The following is a 15,813-nucleotide window of genomic DNA, read 5'->3' on the forward strand; positions in this document are numbered from 1 at the left end:
GGCGGGTCTCCCTGGCCCGCGTTCAACGTTGCGCGCCGGTGGAGGTTCCGCCCGCGGCGGCTAGACCCAACCCATCAGTTCGCGGCGGGTGATGGTCTCGATCACCGCCATGCCTTCCGGGCTGTCGTTTAGGCAGGGGATGTGGGAGAAATTCTTGCCGCCGGCATGGTGGAAGATCTCGGCGTTTTCGCCGGCGATCTCCTCCAGCGTCTCGATACAGTCGGACGAAAAGCCCGGATTGACGATGGCGATCGACTTGACGCCTTCCTTGGCCAGCCGTTCCACCGTCTTGTCGGTGTAGGGCTGCAGCCACTCCTGGGCGCCGAAGCGCGACTGGAAGGTGGTCATCAGCTTCTTGTCGCTCATACCGAGCCGCTCACGCAAAAGCCGTGTCGTCTTCACGCAATGGCAATGATAGGGGTCGCCCTTTTCGAAATAGGGCTTCGGGATGCCGTGATAGGAGGCGAGGATCACCTCCGGCTCGAAATCGAGCTTGGCCAGATGCTGCTCGATCGAGCGCGCCAGGGCTTCGATATAGACCGGCTCGTCGTAATAGGCTGGCACGCTGCGGATCGATGGCTGGGCGCGCAGCTTCATCAGTGCGCGGAACAGCTGGTCGTTGGCGGTTGCGGTCGTCGTTGCCGAATATTGCGGATAGAGCGGGAACAGGACGATGCGGTCGCAGCCCTGGGCGATCAGCTTCTTCGTCACGCTTTCGGTCGAGGGATTGCCATAACGCATAGCCCAGTCGACGACGACGTCGGGCAGGTCGCGCAGCGCTTCGGCGAGCTTTTCGCCCTGGGCGCGGGTGTAGGTGCGCAGCGGCGACTCGTCACGCTCGGTGTTCCAGATCTTCTTGTAGTTTTCGCCCGACTTCTTCGGCCGCGTGTTGAGCACGATGCCGTAGAGGATCGGATACCACAGCAGCTTCGGCATCTCGATGACGCGCGGGTCGGACAGGAATTCGCGGAGATAACGCCACATCGACTTCTGGTCGGTGCCGTCGGGCGTGCCGAGATTGACCAGGAGAACGCCGACCTTGCCCTTGCGCACGGCGGGGTGAGCGTTGGGGAATGGGCCGAGCGCCTTGGCCGATTTCTCATCGATTGTGGTCGTCAGGTTCATTCGGTGTCTCCGTTACGCGGGATACCTAATTGAAAGGCGCCGGTGTTCAATGTCGCGTCTGGCCGCACCCAAAAACAAAGCCCGCCCGGTTGGCCGGGCGGGCCTGTTGGGACCGAAAAGCCCTATCAGTTTGCCGACGGGATCGAAAGCGTTCCGCCGATGGTCAGGTCCTCGGCCTTGGCGTCCGGATTGGCCGCGGCGATGGCCTGCCATTTGGTGGCGTCGCCAAGATAGGTCTTGGCGAGATCCCAGAAGGTATCGCCGCGCACAATGGTATGCGACTTGCCGCCGGCGGCCGGCGTGGCTGCCGGCTCGGCCGTTGCGGGTGCCGCCGCCTCGGCAGGCTTGGCCGGTTCGACGGTCGGGGGCGTGTTGGCGATCTCGCCCGAGGCGCTCGGCAGTGCTGGCGTTGCCGGTGCAGCCTCAGTGGGCTTGGCAGCTTCTGCCGCTGCAGGGGCGGCATCGGCCGGCTTTGCCGGTTCAGCCGGGGCAGGGGCCGCAGCTACGGTCGCTGCGATCTCGGTGATGCGGCCGTCGAGCTTGGGCGTGAAGGGCCGGTTCTTGGCGAGATAGTCGGCGACGACCTGTTCGAGGCTCGGACCGTAGTCGTAGGCGTTGGTGGCGTTCGAGGCGAACAACTTGTAGCCGTCGCCGCCCTGGCGGACATAGTTGTTGGTCGCAACCGTGTAGACCTTGGCTTCATCGATCGGCTTCCAGGCGCCGCCGTCCATCACCTCGACCGACTTGACCCGGCCGGCGTTGGCGGCGACCGACTTGTCGAAGGAATATTTCAGGCCGGAGACCTGCGGGAACTTGCCCTTGCCTTCCTCGATTTCGCTGACGCCGGCCTCGAGCGAAGCGACGATGTCCTTGCCGGAGAGCTGGAAGGTGGCGAGCGTGTTCTGGAACGGCAGCACGGTCAGCACTTCGCCCATGGTGACGACGCCCTGGTCGATCGAAGCGCGGATGCCGCCGCCATTCTGGAAGACGATGGTCACGCCCTGATCCTTGACCCGGTCGAGGATGGCGTCGGAGATCAGGTTGCCCATCTCGCATTCGCGCGCGCGGCAGCTTTCGCGGCTGCCGTCGATCATCGCGGTGGTCTCGGAGACTTCCTTGTTCTTGAGCTCCTCGATCGGCGCGCCGAGTTCCTTGATGCGGGCGAGCACAGCCTCGTCGGGCTTGATCGAGTTGTCGAGATAGATCGGGTCGCCCTTGGCTTCCTTGACGACGCCGTTGTCGTCGAAGGTCACGGTGAATTCGCCGAGATATTTCGAGTAGGACGCGGCCTGGGTGACCGGCACCTTGTAGCCGTCGGGGTTGTCGATCATCGTCGGGTAGGGCCCTTCGGCCTTGGCGTCGGTGTTCGACAGCAGTGAATGCGAGTGGCCGCCGACGACAACGTCGACGCCGGGGATCTTGGCGATCAGTTCCTTGTCGCGGGGGTAGCCGACATGGGTCAGCGCGATGATCTTGTTGACGCCCGCGGCCTTGAGCTTCTCGACTTCAGCCGTGATCGTCTTGATGTCGTCTTCGATGGCGATGTTGGGGCCGGGCGAGGCGACTTCGGGGGTGTCGTTGGTGACCGCGCCGACGATGCCGACCTTCTGGCCGCCGACCTCGAGCACCAGCGACGGCTTGATGCGGTCGCCGACTTTCGACTGGGCATTGGGGTGCACGTTGGCCGACAGCACCGGGAACTGGATCTTCTCCAGGAACGGCACCAGCGCGTCCTCGCCATCGTCGAACTCGTGGTTGCCCACGGTCATGGCGTCGAACTTCATCTGGTTGAGGAATTCGGCTTCAACCGCGCCCTTGTAGGTGGTGTAGAACAGCGAGCCCTGGAAGTTGTCGCCGCCATTCAGCAGCAGGACGTTCTGGCCTTCGAGCTTCTTGCGCTGGTCGGCAATCGCCGTCACCAGGCGCGCAGCACCGCCGATGCACTCGCCCTTGCCCTCTTCTTCGGCAGAACAGGTCGATTCGAACTTATTGTTGCTCTCAATGCGGCTGTGCCAGTCATTGATGTGCATGATGGTCAAGGTATAGTCGGCGAATGACGGCACGGCCGAATAGCCGAATGCCGAAGCCGACAAAGCCGCAATGGCAGCCAATCTCTTCATGATTAAATCTCCCGAATGACCCCCGCGAGACGTTTAGCGTCTTCGCTTGACCGGAATGTTACACATTCCTTAGGGCCATGTTCACATCCAGAATTTCTGGATGCAAGGGAGAATCGGAAGCTTGTAGCCGTCTTACTTAATGGCCAGAAGCCGACCCGTCAGCTGCAACCTCCGGCCCGTGCCGGAGGCTTGATGGGGTCAAAGTGCCCGCCGTGGCGGGCACAAGCCGGCGTCAGGCAGAACGCCTGGTCAAGGTGAATTGCTGGTTGGTGCCGCTGGTGCAATTCAGCTGGTTGGCCGAGATCAGCAGGCAGTTGAAGCTGATCGGCGATTGGCGGATCAGCGAGGTGCCGTTGATCTGCACCGAATTGGCGCCGGTCAGGATGTAGGTGCCGTCCGAAAGCTTCTGGCCGGTGTCGGTTGCGACCGTCTGGAACGAACCGCCCGTGAAGGTCGACAGGCCGGTGCCCTTGGCGTCGAGCCATGCACCTTCGACACCCGAGGGGGCAGGCCTGACACCGCCGCCCGAAGATCCGCCGCCGCTGGTCGAGCAGCCGGCAATGGCGGCCGCAAGCAAGGCAAGCACTCCGGCCGAAGCAATTTTGCGCGAAGTCGTCATGAAAGAATCCTCTCCTCAGTCCGCCTGCCTTCAATCGCCCGATTTGGCTTTGAAGGCAAGGCTTTGCGTGCCGTCATCACCGATCAAACAATTGCGAATTGGCTGGTGCCGTGGCCGGTTCGATCGTCGGTTTGCTGTGGCGGCGCAGCGGTGGCCGATTGACAGGCTTCGCAATCGATGCAACTTTCGTATATCTTCAAACACAAATGTTCTCGACGAGGGATGCGTCGACAACAGCTAGATGTCTCGGGGGAGGCGACATGGATACGTTCTTGACCGGCTTGAAATCGGCCGTGGATACACTTGGGGCAACGGTTCTGCTGCCCATCGTCATTTTCATCATCGCTCTGGTTCTCGGCGCCAAGGTCGGCAAGGCGTTCCGCGCCGCCATCACCATCGGCGTCGCTTTCATCGGCATCAACCTGGTGCTTGGGCTGATGCTCGGCTCGATCGGCGACGTCGCCCAGGCGATCGTCACCAACACCGGCATCAAACGCGACATCGTCGATGTCGGCTGGCCGTCGGCCGCAGCCATCGCCTTCGGCTCGTCGGTCGGCCTGTGGGTCATTCCGATCGGCATCGCGGTCAACATCGCGCTGCTCTTGCTGCGCTGGACGCGCACGCTCAACGTCGACGTCTGGAACTTCTGGCACTTCGCCTTTGTCGGTTCGCTGGCCACGGCGGCCACGGGCAGCCTCGGCTACGGCCTGGTGGTCGCGGCACTTGTCGCTGCTCTCGCACTGCTCTTCGCCGATTGGTCGGCACGCGCGGTGCAGCAGTTCTATGGCATTCCCGGCGTGTCGGTGCCGCATCTGGCTTCGGCGCAGATCCTGCCCATCGCCATCGTGCTGAACTGGGTCATGGACCGCATTCCCGGCATCAACAAGATCAACATCTCCACCGAGACCATCGAGAAGCGCTTCGGCGTCTTCGGCGAACCTGTCGTGCTCGGCCTGATCATCGGTCTCGTGCTCGGCCTGATCGCCTACTACAACGCCGGCGATTTCGGCACGGTGCTGTCCAAGGTGCTGACCACCGGCATGACCTTGGCTGCGGTGATGCTGCTGCTGCCGCGCATGGTCAAGGTGCTGATGGAAGGCCTGCTGCCGGTCTCCGATGCGGCCCAGGAATTCGTGCGGAAGCGCACCGGTGACCGCGAACTGCTCGTCGGCCTCGACTCGGCGATCCTGATCGGGCATCCGGCTGCGATCTCGTCGTCGCTGATCCTGGTGCCGATCGCCATCGTGCTGTCGATCATCCTGCCTGGCAACCGTGTCATCCTGTTTGCCGACCTTGCCGTCATTCCCTTCATCGTCGCAATGACCGCGCCGCTGCTCAAGGGCAATGTCTTCCGCATGGTCATCGTCGGTACGGTCACGCTGGCGCTCGGCTTCTACGTCGCCAACGCACTGGCGCCGCTGTTCACCAGCGCGGCCATCTCGTCGGGCTTCCAGATGCCGGCCAATGCGGTGCAGATCACCTCGGTCGTCGACGGCTTCCTGTGGATCCCCTACGTGATCATCGAAGCGATCCAGGGCCTTGCCATCGCCGGCCTGGTACTGCTCGCTGTCGTGATCGCGCTGCTGTTCGTCCTCTACCGCCGCAACAGCGCGGCATGGGAACGCGCGGCGGGCGCCGAGGACGAGGCCGAAGCGGTAGCCCCTGCCGTCCGCGCCAAGGCTTCGGCCAGCGCCTGATACTGAAAACCCCGAACCGGCGGCGCGTGCCGCCGGTTTCGGATACTGGAGCATTTGAATGGCGCGAGCCCTGATGAACTTTCTCGACCCCCAAGCCATTGCCCTGGGGGTCGAGGCACAAGACAGCGAAGCGGTCATTCGCCTGCTCGCCGGCAAGCTCGAGACACTCGGCTACGTCAAGAATTCCTATGCCGACGCGGTGGTGAAGCGCGAGGCGACGATGCCGACCGGGCTGCCGCTCGGCTATGCCCTCAATGTCGCCATTCCGCACACCGACCCCGAACATGTGTTCAAGCCGGGCATCGCACTTGCGGTGCTGCAAAAGCCGGTGGACTTCGCCAACATGGAAGACCCCGACGAGGCGGTGCCGGTCGGGTTCGTGTTTCTCCTTGCCATCAATGACAAGGACAAGCAGATAGACATGCTTCAGGAAATCATGGACACGATCCAGAGCGAGGCAGCACTTGCCAGCCTCGGCAGCGCCAGGACCATCGAAGATGTCGCCTCGGTGCTCGGCTAGCCACAGGAAGGAATATTCTCGATGGCCAAACAAAAGACCATTCTCTTTGCCTGCGGTACCGGTGTCGCCACGTCCACCGCCGTCAACGCCAAGGTGACCGAGGCGATGAAGGAGCGCGGCCTGAGCTTCAACGCCATGCAGTGCAAGGCGACCGAAGTGCCTGCCATGGCCGACAATGTCGACCTGGTCGTGTCGACCACGCCGATCTCTTCGTCGGTGACGGTTCCCGTCATCAAGGGGCTCGCCTTCCTCACCGGCATCGGCAAGGACAAGGTGCTCGACGAGATCGAGGCCGAGCTGCGCAAGTAATCGCAGCCTTCTATCCGTCAAACAAAAAGGGCGCCCGGTTGGGCGCCCTTTTCTTATTCAGCCTCTGATGCTCAACGCACCAGGATATTGCGGAACTGCCAGGGATCGTCCTTGTCGAGATCCTCCTCGAACAGGCCGGGGCGGCCGTCAAGCGGCGTCCAGTCGGTGTAATAGCCCTTGACCGGTCCGAGATAAGGCATCTGCACTTCGAGGCAGCGCTTGTAGTCGACCTCGTCGCATTCGACGATGCCGGCTTCCGGGTTTTCGAGCGCCCAGACCATGCCGGCGAGTACGGCCGAGGTTACCTGCAAGCCGGTTGCGTTCTGGTAAGGCGCGAGCTTGCGCGCCTGTTCGAGCGTCAGCTGCGAACCAAACCAGTAGGCGTTCTTGTCGTGGCCATAAAGCAGCACGCCGAGCTCGTCGGAACCATCGACCAGCTCGGTCTCGTCGAGCACGTGTTGGACCGGCTGTGCCTTGCCGGCAGCGCCGAACATCTCATGCAGCGACAGCACCGCGTCGTTGCAAGGATGGTAAGCGTAATGGCAGGTCGGGCGGTAGGTCACCTTGCCCTTCTTCGAGCGCACGGTGAAGAAGTCGGAGATCGAGATCGCCTCGTTGTGGGTGACCAGGAAGCCGTATTGCGGGCCAGGGGTCGGGCACCAGGTACGGACACGCGTGTTGGCGCCGGGCTGTTCGAGATAGATCGCCGCCTTGTTGCCGTGCTTGAACTTCTTGGCGTTCTTGGGCTTCCAGTTTTCGTGCGTGCCCCAGCCAAGTTCAGCCGGCTGCAGGCCTTCGGAGATGAAGCCTTCGACCGACCAGGTGTTCCAGAACACGTTCATCGGCTTGGGGTTCTTGGTGCGCTGGGTGTCGCGCTCGGCGATGTGGATGCCCTTGACGCCGGCCTTCTTCATCAGTGCGGCCCAACCCTCGCGGTCGTTGGTCGCGGGCTCCTCGAATTCGATGCCGAGATCCCTGGACAGGTTGACCAGCGCCTGCTTGACGAACCACGAGACCATGCCCGGATTGGCGCCGCAGGTCGAAACGGCAGTGGTGCCGCCGGGATGCTTGCGCCGTTCTTCCAGGAGCGTTTCGCGCAGGGCATAGTTGGTGCGCTCGTCATTGCCGGCATCGCTGTTGAAATAGAAGCCGAGCCATGGCTCGATGACGGTGTCGACATAGAGCGTGCCGAGCTTGCGGCACAGATGCATGAGCTCGACCGAGCCGGTGTCGACCGACAGGTTGACGCAGAAGCCCTGGCCGCCGCCATTGGTCAGCAGGGGCGTCAGAAGCTCCTTGAAATTGTCCTTGGTTACCGCCTCCTGGATGAATTTGATGCCACGCTCATCCGCGAGCTTACGGTTCTCGTCGCTGGGATCGATAATCACCATACGCGACTTGTCGAACTTGAAATGGCGTTCAATGAGGGGGAGTGTTCCGCGACCGATCGAGCCGAAGCCGATCATCACAACAGGACCAGTAATCTCACCGTAAACAGGCCATTTTTCATTCGCCATTTTTTATGGCACTCCTTCTCACACTAAAAGAGCCGGGCCCCAATTGACCCGGCTTCAACGGCTAAACCATACATGCTTGTCACAATAAAGCGAATCCGGCTTCCCATATACTGTAGGAACCGGACGTTATGCCGCTATTGTTAGCTGGCAGGCGCGATGCCGTTGAGGAAAGCGACCAGTCGGTCGCGGTCGGCGGCAAGGCCCTTGTAGTCGAGCTGGTCGTGGTCGAGGCCCGTCAATTGCTCGGCGAAGGAGGTGGCCAGCCGCGCCCTATCAGGGTTGCGCGCAAGCACTGCCAGCGGGTCGAGATAAATGCGGATGGTGAACAGGATGTCGCCCGAGACGGGCAGTTTTCTCAAGGTCTGCCGCTCGACGCGGATGAAGGCGTGGGCAGCGACGTCGGCGCCGGGAAAGGTCGAATCCGCCGCTGCCGAGCGGGCGAGGCGCTGGCGGTCGGAGAGCGGGTGGTAGAGCGAGCCGTCGGCCTGGATCGACCAGTTGAAGCGCTCGACCAGCACCGCGAGCTTGTCGAACATGCGCGAGATCAGCTCGGCCATGCGCGTGCCGGGGCCGAAGCCGGGCACCGGTCCATGGATGTCATGGATCGCCTTGCCGAACTTCTCGGTGAGCCGCCACGATGAAGGAAAACACAGCGAGCCGGCTGCCAGCCGCCAGCCATTTTCGCCCTGGCGCATCAGGATCAGGTCTTCCTGAACGAGCTTGGAGGCGGCAATGAGCGGATTGTCGCCGGCATTGGCGATGTCGACGGAGCGGCCGGAGCCGGCGATCAGGCAGCGGCCGCCCTCGAGGCGATAGGTCTCGGGGTAGCGCGCGATAAGATGCGCGACCAGAAGGTCGAGCACTTCCTGCTGGGTGGCGCGCGTGTCCGGCTCGGCGACGAAGACCCTGTCCGGGATTTCTCCGTAGAGCCGGTCTTTTTCCGCCAGATAGGCCTCGAGATGGCCGTCGAGCTCGATCCAGTCGCGTGGCTCGGCCTGCTTCAGTCCGATGGCGAAAGGTTTTGAGGTGCCGTCATAGGGTGTGTGGGTGGGCAGGCTTGGGGTGACGTTCACGACAGCTCGAGTCTGGGGTTAGTGCTCGTGGTGCATTGTTTGAGATGCTGCCCGTTCGGGCCAAACCCGTAGCCGATATGGATGAAGTGCGCTTCGTTTGACTTGTCGACATAGGCGACCATCGCTTCGAATTCTTCGACTTGGGACAACCTAAAATCTCTGTTTGCAAGCTCGGTCAGTCGCGCTCTATTTGCCGAGCTGACAGTAGCACCTCGACCAATCATCTCGTCCAAAGGGTTGCCATACCCTCCATAGATGCAGGCGATGGTCCAGTTTCCGTCATTCAACAGGGCTAAGTCGACCGCACTACGACGATGGTCGCCTTTCGACCATCGATCGGCGATCTCCCCGATCTGCTCAGTGAGAAATCGGTACTTCGGATTTGCGTCGTCGTAGGGCGGCTTCCAGGTCGTCGCAAAAATGAACGCTGTGCATGCCAGGACAATGGCCGCTGCTCCAAGAAGCGTGATGGCCGCGAATTTGGTGGTTCCACCCAAGACTTTCAGTCCGATGGCGAAAGGTTTCGACGAGCCGTCATAAGGTGTGTGGGTAGGGATCACAGAGTGGTCGGCCACTGCGGCGGGCGGTTGCGCCTTGTGTGATAGACGCGCAGCACTTCGATGTTGCCATCCTTGATGCGGTAGGGGATGAAATAGGGCAGGTCGGGCACAGCACACTCGCGGACCGATTCACGACCGGCTGTCGGGCGGCCGATGTCAGGCCGTTCCTCGATCAGTCTGAGCGCCTTGATCAGGCGTTCGCCGACTTTCTGCGCCATCGCGGGATCATCAGCGGCGATGGTGGTGCGGAGCTCGGCGAGATAGCGGACGGCGCGGGGCAGGATGCGTAGCGTCATGGCTGTGCGGCACCGGCTTCGGGGGCTGGCAGTTCACTGTCCGATCCCCATGATGCGAGCCAACCCGTCACGATCTCGCCCTGCACGAAAGTGCCTTCATCGGCTTCGCGTTCAGCCTCGCGCACGCTCGCAAGATAGGCCTGCTGATCGCCGACATATGCGGCCACTGCTTCCTTGATGATGAAGGCGCGCGAGCGTCTTGTCAGCGTCGCATAATCGTCTACTTCGCTGCGCAGATCGTCGGGCAGGCTGATAGAGAATTTGGATTCGCTGGCCATGTTCAGGCTCTACAAATGCACCTGAAGACAATGTAGTCGACTGTGGCGGTGAGTCAAACCTAACCTTGCGTCAGCTTTGCCGCGATCAACCCGCGCAGCGAGTTGCCGAGCCACAGTTTTGATGCGCCACGAAGGTCGTCTAAGCTCAAAGTTGTCTCGACCGCTTCGCCTCGCTCAAGCATCTCGGCGCGCAAAACCCCGGCGAGCAGACCACAGGCAAGTGTAGGCGTTTTGAGCGGACCGCCGTCGCCGGGATCGATAAAAATGTTGGTAATGGTGCCTTCGCAGGCGTTTTTCGCCTCGTTGAGCAGGATCACTTCGTCCGCCTCTTCGCGGGAAAACTCGGCGCGCGCGCGGTCATAGGCGTCGCGGCGCGTGGTCTTGTGGCAAAGCAGCGGATTCGAAGAATCGAGCCGCGTTTGGGCGATGCGAACCGTCCAGACGGCATCAGGCGCAAGTGGCGCGAAGGGCTGGGTGGTGACATCTGCGTTGCCACCCTGTGACAGCACAAGCCGAACCCGCAAGGCGGTGTCGCCACCGACCGCGCGCTGCAATGTCTCTTCGACACGGCTCCGGTCGCAGGCAAAGCCAAGTGCTTCCGCCGACGCCTTGAGCCGCGCCAGGTGCCGCTCGCCGCGCAGGAACCCGGCTTGCGGCTCCCAGCGCATCGTTTCGATCAGCTCGAAGCCGGCACCGTGCCGGTGGCGAAGCGCGCTTTCAGAAGACATTCCGCATACTCCGCTTCGGCGGTCGAATCGAAGACAACGCCGCCGCCGACATTGTAGACGGCCTCGCCGTCGGGGTGCAGCGTGATAGTCCGGATCGCCACGGAAAAACGCATCGTACCACCAGGCGCTATCCAGCCGATCGCACCGCAATAGACGTCGCGCGGCGTGCTTTCCAGCTCGCGCAGGATCTCCATCGCCCGGATCTTCGGCGCGCCTGTTATCGAGCCGCAAGGAAACAGCGCCGCGAAGACCTGTTCGATGGAAAGCCCCGGTAAAAGTTTCGCCCGCACACGGCTGACCATCTGGTGCACGGTCGGGTAGCTCTCGATGCGGAACAGCTCGGGCACGTCGAGCGTGCCGACCTCGCTGATCAGCGAGATGTCGTTGCGCAGCAGGTCGACGATCATGCGGTTTTCCGCCTGGTTCTTCTCGTCGTTGCGCAGGAAGTCGCGGAGTTCTGCGTCCTCCTTGGGTGTCTTGCCGCGGGGCGCGGTACCCTTCATCGGATGGGTTTCGATCCAGCCTTGGCTGTCGATCTCGAAAAACAGCTCCGGCGAGCGCGACAGCACCACCGGTCCGCCAAGCGAGACCAGCGCGCCATACTTCACCGGCTGGCGCGCGATGAGTGCGTCGAAGGCGTCGAGCGCATCGCCGGACCATTGCGCATGGACCGGAAATGTCAGGTTGGCCTGATAGCAGTCGCCCTGGCGCAGATGCTGGTGCAGGCGCTTGAAGCGGCGCTCGTAGTCCGCTTCCGACCATGTCGCCCGCGCGTCGAAGATCGGCCCGTTGGTGGCAGGCTCGCGCGATGCTGGACGGTCGTTGTCCGAGGGCTGGTCGAACACGCCAAGGCAGACGAGCGGCGTACGCCGCCCGTTCGGCAAGAGCGGCCGCAGCTTGGGTTCGAGCAGATAGCCGGCCTCGTAGGAGAAATAGCCGGCAAGCCATTTGCCTTGCTCATGCGCCTTCTGGGCTGCCTGCAATGCCGGGAAGAAATCCGCTGCGTCATGCGCGACGATGATCTCGCGCGGCGCTTCAAACAGCACCTCGCGGCCGGCGGGGTCGTCCCTGAACAGGACGAATGGGGATGAGGGACCAGTCATGATTTCAGTTGCCTGGGAAAGGGCTGGAACTCAGTCCAGCGCTTCCAGTTCGTCGATGAGGCTGCTGATGACGGCAAGCCCCTTCTGCCAGAAAGCGGGATCGGTGGCGTCGAGCCCGAACGGTTTCAGGAGTTCCGAATGATGCTTGGTGCCGCCGGCGCGCAGCATCTCGAAATACTTGTCCTGAAAGCCGCGCTCGGCGTTCTGGTAGACCGCGTAGAGCGAATTCACCAGGCAGTCGCCGAAGGCATAGGCGTAGACGTAGAAGGGCGAGTGGATGAAGTGCGGGATGTAGGACCAGAACACCTCGTAGCCGTCGCGCAACTTGATCGCCGGCCCCAGGCTCTCGGCCTGCACCTCGAGCCAGAACTGCCCGAGCTGGTCGGAGGTCAGTTCGCCGTTTTTGCGCTCTGAGTGCACCTTGCGCTCGAACTCGTAGAAGGCGATCTGGCGCACGACCGTGTTGATCATGTCCTCGACCTTCTGGGCCAGCATCGCCTTGCGCTCGCGCTTGTCGGTGGTGCGGTCGAGCAGCGAGCGGAAGGTCAGCATCTCGCCGAACACGCTTGCCGTCTCGGCCAGCGTCAGCGGCGTCGAGGCCATCAGCGCGCCCTGGCCGGCGGCCAGCACTTGGTGCACGCCGTGGCCGAGCTCATGGGCAAGCGTCATGACATCGCGCGGCTTGCCCATGTAGTTGAGCAGAACGTAAGGGTGCGCAGACGGCACTGTCGGGTGGGCGAAGGCGCCAGGTGCCTTGCCCGGGCGCACCGGCGCGTCGATCCAGCGGCGATCGAAGAAGTCGCGCGCGATCTCGGCCATCTCAGGCGAGAAGCGCTGATAGGCGGTCAGCACCGTATCCTTGGCCTCGTCCCAGCCGATCATCGCCTGCGGTGTTTCGGGCAGCGGCGCGTTGCGGTCCCAGTGGTTCATCACCTCCATGCCGAGCCATTTGGCCTTCATTTTGTAATAGCGGTGCGACAGGCGCGGATAGGCCTCGCGGACGGCGGCGGCCAGCGCATCGACAACGGCGCGCTCGACCCGGTTGGCGAGGTGGCGCGAGTCGGCGATGTCTTCGAAGCCGCGCCAGCGGTCGGAAATCTCCTTGTCCTTGGACAAGGTGTTGGTGATCAGCGTGAAGACCCGCTGGTTCTTGCGGAAGGTCGCGGCAAGCGCGTCGGACGCTGCCTTGCGGACCTCGCCATCGGGGTCCTGAAGCATGTTCAGCGCCGGTTCGAGCGCCAGTTCCTCGCCGCCGATGCTGAAGCGCAGGTCGGTCATGGTCTCGTCGAACAGCCGGTTCCAGGCGCCGCGCCCGGTGATCGACTTTTCGTGGAACAACTGCTCGACCCGGTCCTCGAGCTGGTAAGGCTTGTCCTTGCGCAGGTCGAGCACCCACGGCCGGTAATGGCCGAAGGCCGGATCGGTATCGAGTGCCTTGAGGATCAGTTCGTCGTCGACAAGGTTCAGTTCGAGCGCGAAAAACAGCATGTGCGCGCTGGCGTCCGTCATCTTTTCCTGGACGTCGCCATAAAGCTTGGAGCGCTTGGGATCGGATGTGTCGCCGGCATAGACAAGCCCGGCGTAAGAGACCACGCGGCCGACCAGCTCTTCCAGCGCTTCGTAGGTGCGCATCGCCTCGCCAAGCTTGCCAGCGGCACCGCGCGCAGCCTCGATGGCAAGCGTGCCTTTCCAGCGTGCTTCGAAGGCAACGGCGTCCGCAGAGGCCTTGTCGAGGTCGCGGGCCAGCTCCGGCGCATCCATGCCGGAGTAAAGGTCGCCAAGATCCCATTCGGGCAGCTCGCCAAGCCCTGCCGCGCTTCCGGCGGAGGCGGTGGCCGACATCTGTTGCCCGGAATTCCAACGCATTGCGTCTTCCTTTTCACTGCTCATTTGCCGGTTTGATTCAATCCTAAGGGATTCGTTCACCGGCTTTCTTGAAACCTTATTTAGAACCCTGTGCCAGGATGATCCACATCCAATCAGCAGCTGCGGGCATATTGCGGACATTCATGGCAGGTTCGATTCTCATAGTCGATGACGATCCCGTCCAACGTCGCCTTGTCGACGCGGCGGTGACGAAATTTGGCCACACCGCAATAGCTGTCGATGGCGGCGAGGCCGCACTGCGCCTGCTCGACGGGCCGCGTGGCGGCGAAGTCGGCGTGATCATTCTCGACCTCTCCATGCCCGGGCTCGACGGCATCGGCGTGCTCAAGGCGATGCGCGAGCGCGGTATCGCACTTCCCGTCATCGTCCAGACCGCACAAGGCGGCATCGAGACCGTGGTCTCGGCGATGCGCAACGGCGCCTTCGACTTTGTCGTCAAGCCGGCCTCGCCGGACAGGCTGCTGGCGGCGATCACCAACGCGCTCAAGGTCGAGGCGGTCGAGGATCAGGTGCGGCGCACCGCGCGTCGTGGCAGCGGGCTTTTGACCTTCCGCGACATGGTGACCCGGAGCCCGGCCATGGACCGCGTCATCCGGCTCGGCCAGAAGGCTTCGGCATCCAACATTCCGATCCTGATCGAGGGCGAGTCCGGTGTCGGCAAGGAACTCGTCGCCCGCGCCATCCAGGGCTCCGGCGACCGCCGGTCGAAGCCCTTCGTCACCGTCAATTGCGGCGCCATTCCCGACAATCTTGTCGAGAGCATCCTGTTTGGCCATGAGAAGGGCTCGTTCACCGGTGCAACCGACAAGCATGCGGGCAAGTTCGTCGAAGCCAACAACGGCACGCTGTTCCTCGACGAGATCGGCGACTTGCCGCTCGACGTGCAGGTCAAGCTGTTGCGCGCGGTACAAGAAGGCGAGGTCGACCCGGTCGGTGGTCGCTCGACGGTCAAGGTCGACATCAGGCTGATTTCGGCGACGCACCGCAACCTTCTGCAGCAGGTCAAGGACGGCAAGTTCCGCGAGGACCTGTTCTACCGCCTCAATGTCTACCCGATCTTCGTGCCGCCGCTGCGCGAGCGCCGCGACGACATTCCGCTTTTGGTCAGCCATTTCATTTCCCGCGTCGCTCCGGCAAGCCCGCATGGCCGTATCCCGATGATTTCGGAAAATGCGCTGGCGTTGCTTCAGGCCTATGACTGGCCGGGCAATATCCGGCAGCTGGAAAACGCCGTGTTCCGCGCCTGCGTTCTGTCTGAAGGCGATGTGCTCACCGAAGACGAATTCCCGCAGATCCGCGCCCAGGTCGAAGGCGTTGTCGACCTTGGTGGCGATGCCGCGCCTGTGGTTGCAGATGCCGGTGCTGACAAGCTCGTGCCGACGCCGGTGCTGTCGTCGGCGCCGGAGCGCGCCCGACCGGGAACGCTGCGGGCGCTCGACGAGCGCGGCAATGTCCGTCCCCTGGCCGATGTCGAGTTCGAGATGATCCGCCTCGCCATCGACCATTACAATGGCCAGATGAGCGAGGTCGCGCGGCGGCTGGGAATCGGCCGCTCGACGTTGTACCGTAAGCTCAAGGAATACGGCATCGATCCTGAAACCGGCCGCAGCGAGCGACTCGCCTCGTGATATTTTCTTCAGCCGGATTTTGATTTAAAGCTTGCGTGTCGCTTGCGGGCCGCAGCAATCTACAGTCGCGAGCATATTTGTTCAGTGTCGTTTTTGTGGTTTAAACCAGTAGTTTACCATAAAAAAGCGCGATTCCTTTTTGCTGGGATATCGCCATGGTGTTACCGCATTTCGGCTTCAATAAGCAGTGATTAACCATTAGGATCGATATTCGGACGCGAATCCGTAAGCGTGTCCGGGCTTCAAATCCGGGGACAGATGGCAGCCTAACAGGGCCTTTTGATTTGAACAGGATCGAGAACACCGAAGGGCGTCACTCGAAATCGAACGTCTGGCAAAAGTGGCTTACCGCC

General features: G+C 62.3%; 15 protein-coding genes. 4 read left to right on the forward strand and 11 right to left on the reverse strand.

The window, feature by feature from the left end; translation table 11 throughout:
• Positions 1–60: 60 nt before the first annotated feature.
• The 3 genes from hemH to ACHMW7_RS10935 form a co-directional block, all read right to left on the reverse strand.
• Complete coding sequence (gene hemH / locus ACHMW7_RS10925) at positions 61–1,125, reverse strand: ferrochelatase (RefSeq protein WP_395450259.1); 1,065 nt, start codon at positions 1,123–1,125, stop codon at positions 61–63.
• Positions 1,126–1,250: 125 nt separating this feature from the next.
• On the reverse strand, positions 1,251–3,245 hold the full coding sequence (locus ACHMW7_RS10930; RefSeq protein ID WP_395450260.1) for a 5'-nucleotidase C-terminal domain-containing protein: 1,995 nt from the start codon (positions 3,243–3,245) through the stop codon (positions 1,251–1,253).
• Between the two features lie 232 nt (positions 3,246–3,477).
• Positions 3,478–3,864: a hypothetical protein gene (locus ACHMW7_RS10935; protein ID WP_395450261.1), complete on the reverse strand. Its 387-nt coding sequence runs from the start codon at positions 3,862–3,864 to the stop codon at positions 3,478–3,480.
• Between the two features lie 260 nt (positions 3,865–4,124).
• Here ACHMW7_RS10935 and ACHMW7_RS10940 point away from each other — a divergent pair, with 260 nt between their 5' ends.
• Genes ACHMW7_RS10940 through ACHMW7_RS10950 form a run of 3 tightly spaced genes read left to right on the forward strand, consistent with a single transcriptional unit; the run spans position 4,125 to position 6,390 of the window.
• Positions 4,125–5,561, forward strand: a complete 1,437-nt coding sequence (locus tag ACHMW7_RS10940; RefSeq protein WP_395450262.1) for a PTS galactitol transporter subunit IIC — start codon at positions 4,125–4,127, stop codon at positions 5,559–5,561.
• Positions 5,562–5,619: 58 nt separating this feature from the next.
• Positions 5,620–6,081, forward strand: coding sequence for a PTS sugar transporter subunit IIA (locus ACHMW7_RS10945; protein WP_395450263.1), 462 nt, complete (start codon positions 5,620–5,622; stop codon positions 6,079–6,081).
• Between the two features lie 21 nt (positions 6,082–6,102).
• Complete coding sequence (locus tag ACHMW7_RS10950) at positions 6,103–6,390, forward strand: PTS sugar transporter subunit IIB (RefSeq protein WP_395450264.1); 288 nt, start codon at positions 6,103–6,105, stop codon at positions 6,388–6,390.
• A gap of 71 nt (positions 6,391–6,461) precedes the next feature.
• Here ACHMW7_RS10950 and ACHMW7_RS10955 read toward each other — a convergent pair whose 3' ends face one another.
• From ACHMW7_RS10955 to ACHMW7_RS10990, 8 genes are all read right to left on the reverse strand, one after another.
• On the reverse strand, positions 6,462–7,907 hold the full coding sequence (locus tag ACHMW7_RS10955; protein ID WP_395450265.1) for a homospermidine synthase: 1,446 nt from the start codon (positions 7,905–7,907) through the stop codon (positions 6,462–6,464).
• A 140-nt stretch (positions 7,908–8,047) separates the two neighbouring features.
• Positions 8,048–8,980, reverse strand: a complete 933-nt coding sequence (locus tag ACHMW7_RS10960) for a heme-dependent oxidative N-demethylase family protein (protein ID WP_395450266.1) — start codon at positions 8,978–8,980, stop codon at positions 8,048–8,050.
• On the reverse strand, positions 8,977–9,477 hold the full coding sequence (locus ACHMW7_RS10965) for a hypothetical protein (RefSeq protein WP_395450267.1): 501 nt from the start codon (positions 9,475–9,477) through the stop codon (positions 8,977–8,979). The genes ACHMW7_RS10960 and ACHMW7_RS10965 overlap by 4 nt, the downstream gene beginning before the upstream one ends.
• 59 nt (positions 9,478–9,536) lie before the next feature.
• The gene (locus ACHMW7_RS10970) at positions 9,537–9,836 is read right to left on the reverse strand and encodes a type II toxin-antitoxin system RelE/ParE family toxin (protein WP_395450268.1); all 300 of its coding nucleotides are present in this window, start codon (positions 9,834–9,836) and stop codon (positions 9,537–9,539) included.
• On the reverse strand, positions 9,833–10,114 hold the full coding sequence (locus ACHMW7_RS10975; RefSeq protein WP_395450269.1) for a CopG family ribbon-helix-helix protein: 282 nt from the start codon (positions 10,112–10,114) through the stop codon (positions 9,833–9,835). The genes ACHMW7_RS10970 and ACHMW7_RS10975 overlap by 4 nt, the downstream gene beginning before the upstream one ends.
• A gap of 59 nt (positions 10,115–10,173) precedes the next feature.
• Complete coding sequence (locus ACHMW7_RS10980) at positions 10,174–10,842, reverse strand: aminotransferase class IV family protein (RefSeq protein ID WP_395450270.1); 669 nt, start codon at positions 10,840–10,842, stop codon at positions 10,174–10,176.
• Positions 10,791–11,945: an aminodeoxychorismate synthase component I gene (locus ACHMW7_RS10985; protein ID WP_395450271.1), complete on the reverse strand. Its 1,155-nt coding sequence runs from the start codon at positions 11,943–11,945 to the stop codon at positions 10,791–10,793. The genes ACHMW7_RS10980 and ACHMW7_RS10985 overlap by 52 nt, the downstream gene beginning before the upstream one ends.
• A 30-nt stretch (positions 11,946–11,975) precedes the next feature.
• Positions 11,976–13,811, reverse strand: coding sequence for a M3 family oligoendopeptidase (locus tag ACHMW7_RS10990; protein WP_395450272.1), 1,836 nt, complete (start codon positions 13,809–13,811; stop codon positions 11,976–11,978).
• Between the two features lie 143 nt (positions 13,812–13,954).
• On the opposite strand from ACHMW7_RS10990, the gene ACHMW7_RS10995 reads away from it, so the two are divergent.
• A complete protein-coding gene (locus tag ACHMW7_RS10995; protein ID WP_395450273.1) occupies positions 13,955–15,460 on the forward strand; it encodes a sigma-54-dependent transcriptional regulator in 1,506 nt (501 codons plus the stop codon).
• Positions 15,461–15,813: the final 353 nt, after the last annotated feature.

Source organism: Aminobacter sp. UC22_36, from assembly GCF_044056035.1.
In the GTDB taxonomy this organism is placed as follows: domain Bacteria; phylum Pseudomonadota; class Alphaproteobacteria; order Rhizobiales; family Rhizobiaceae; genus Aminobacter.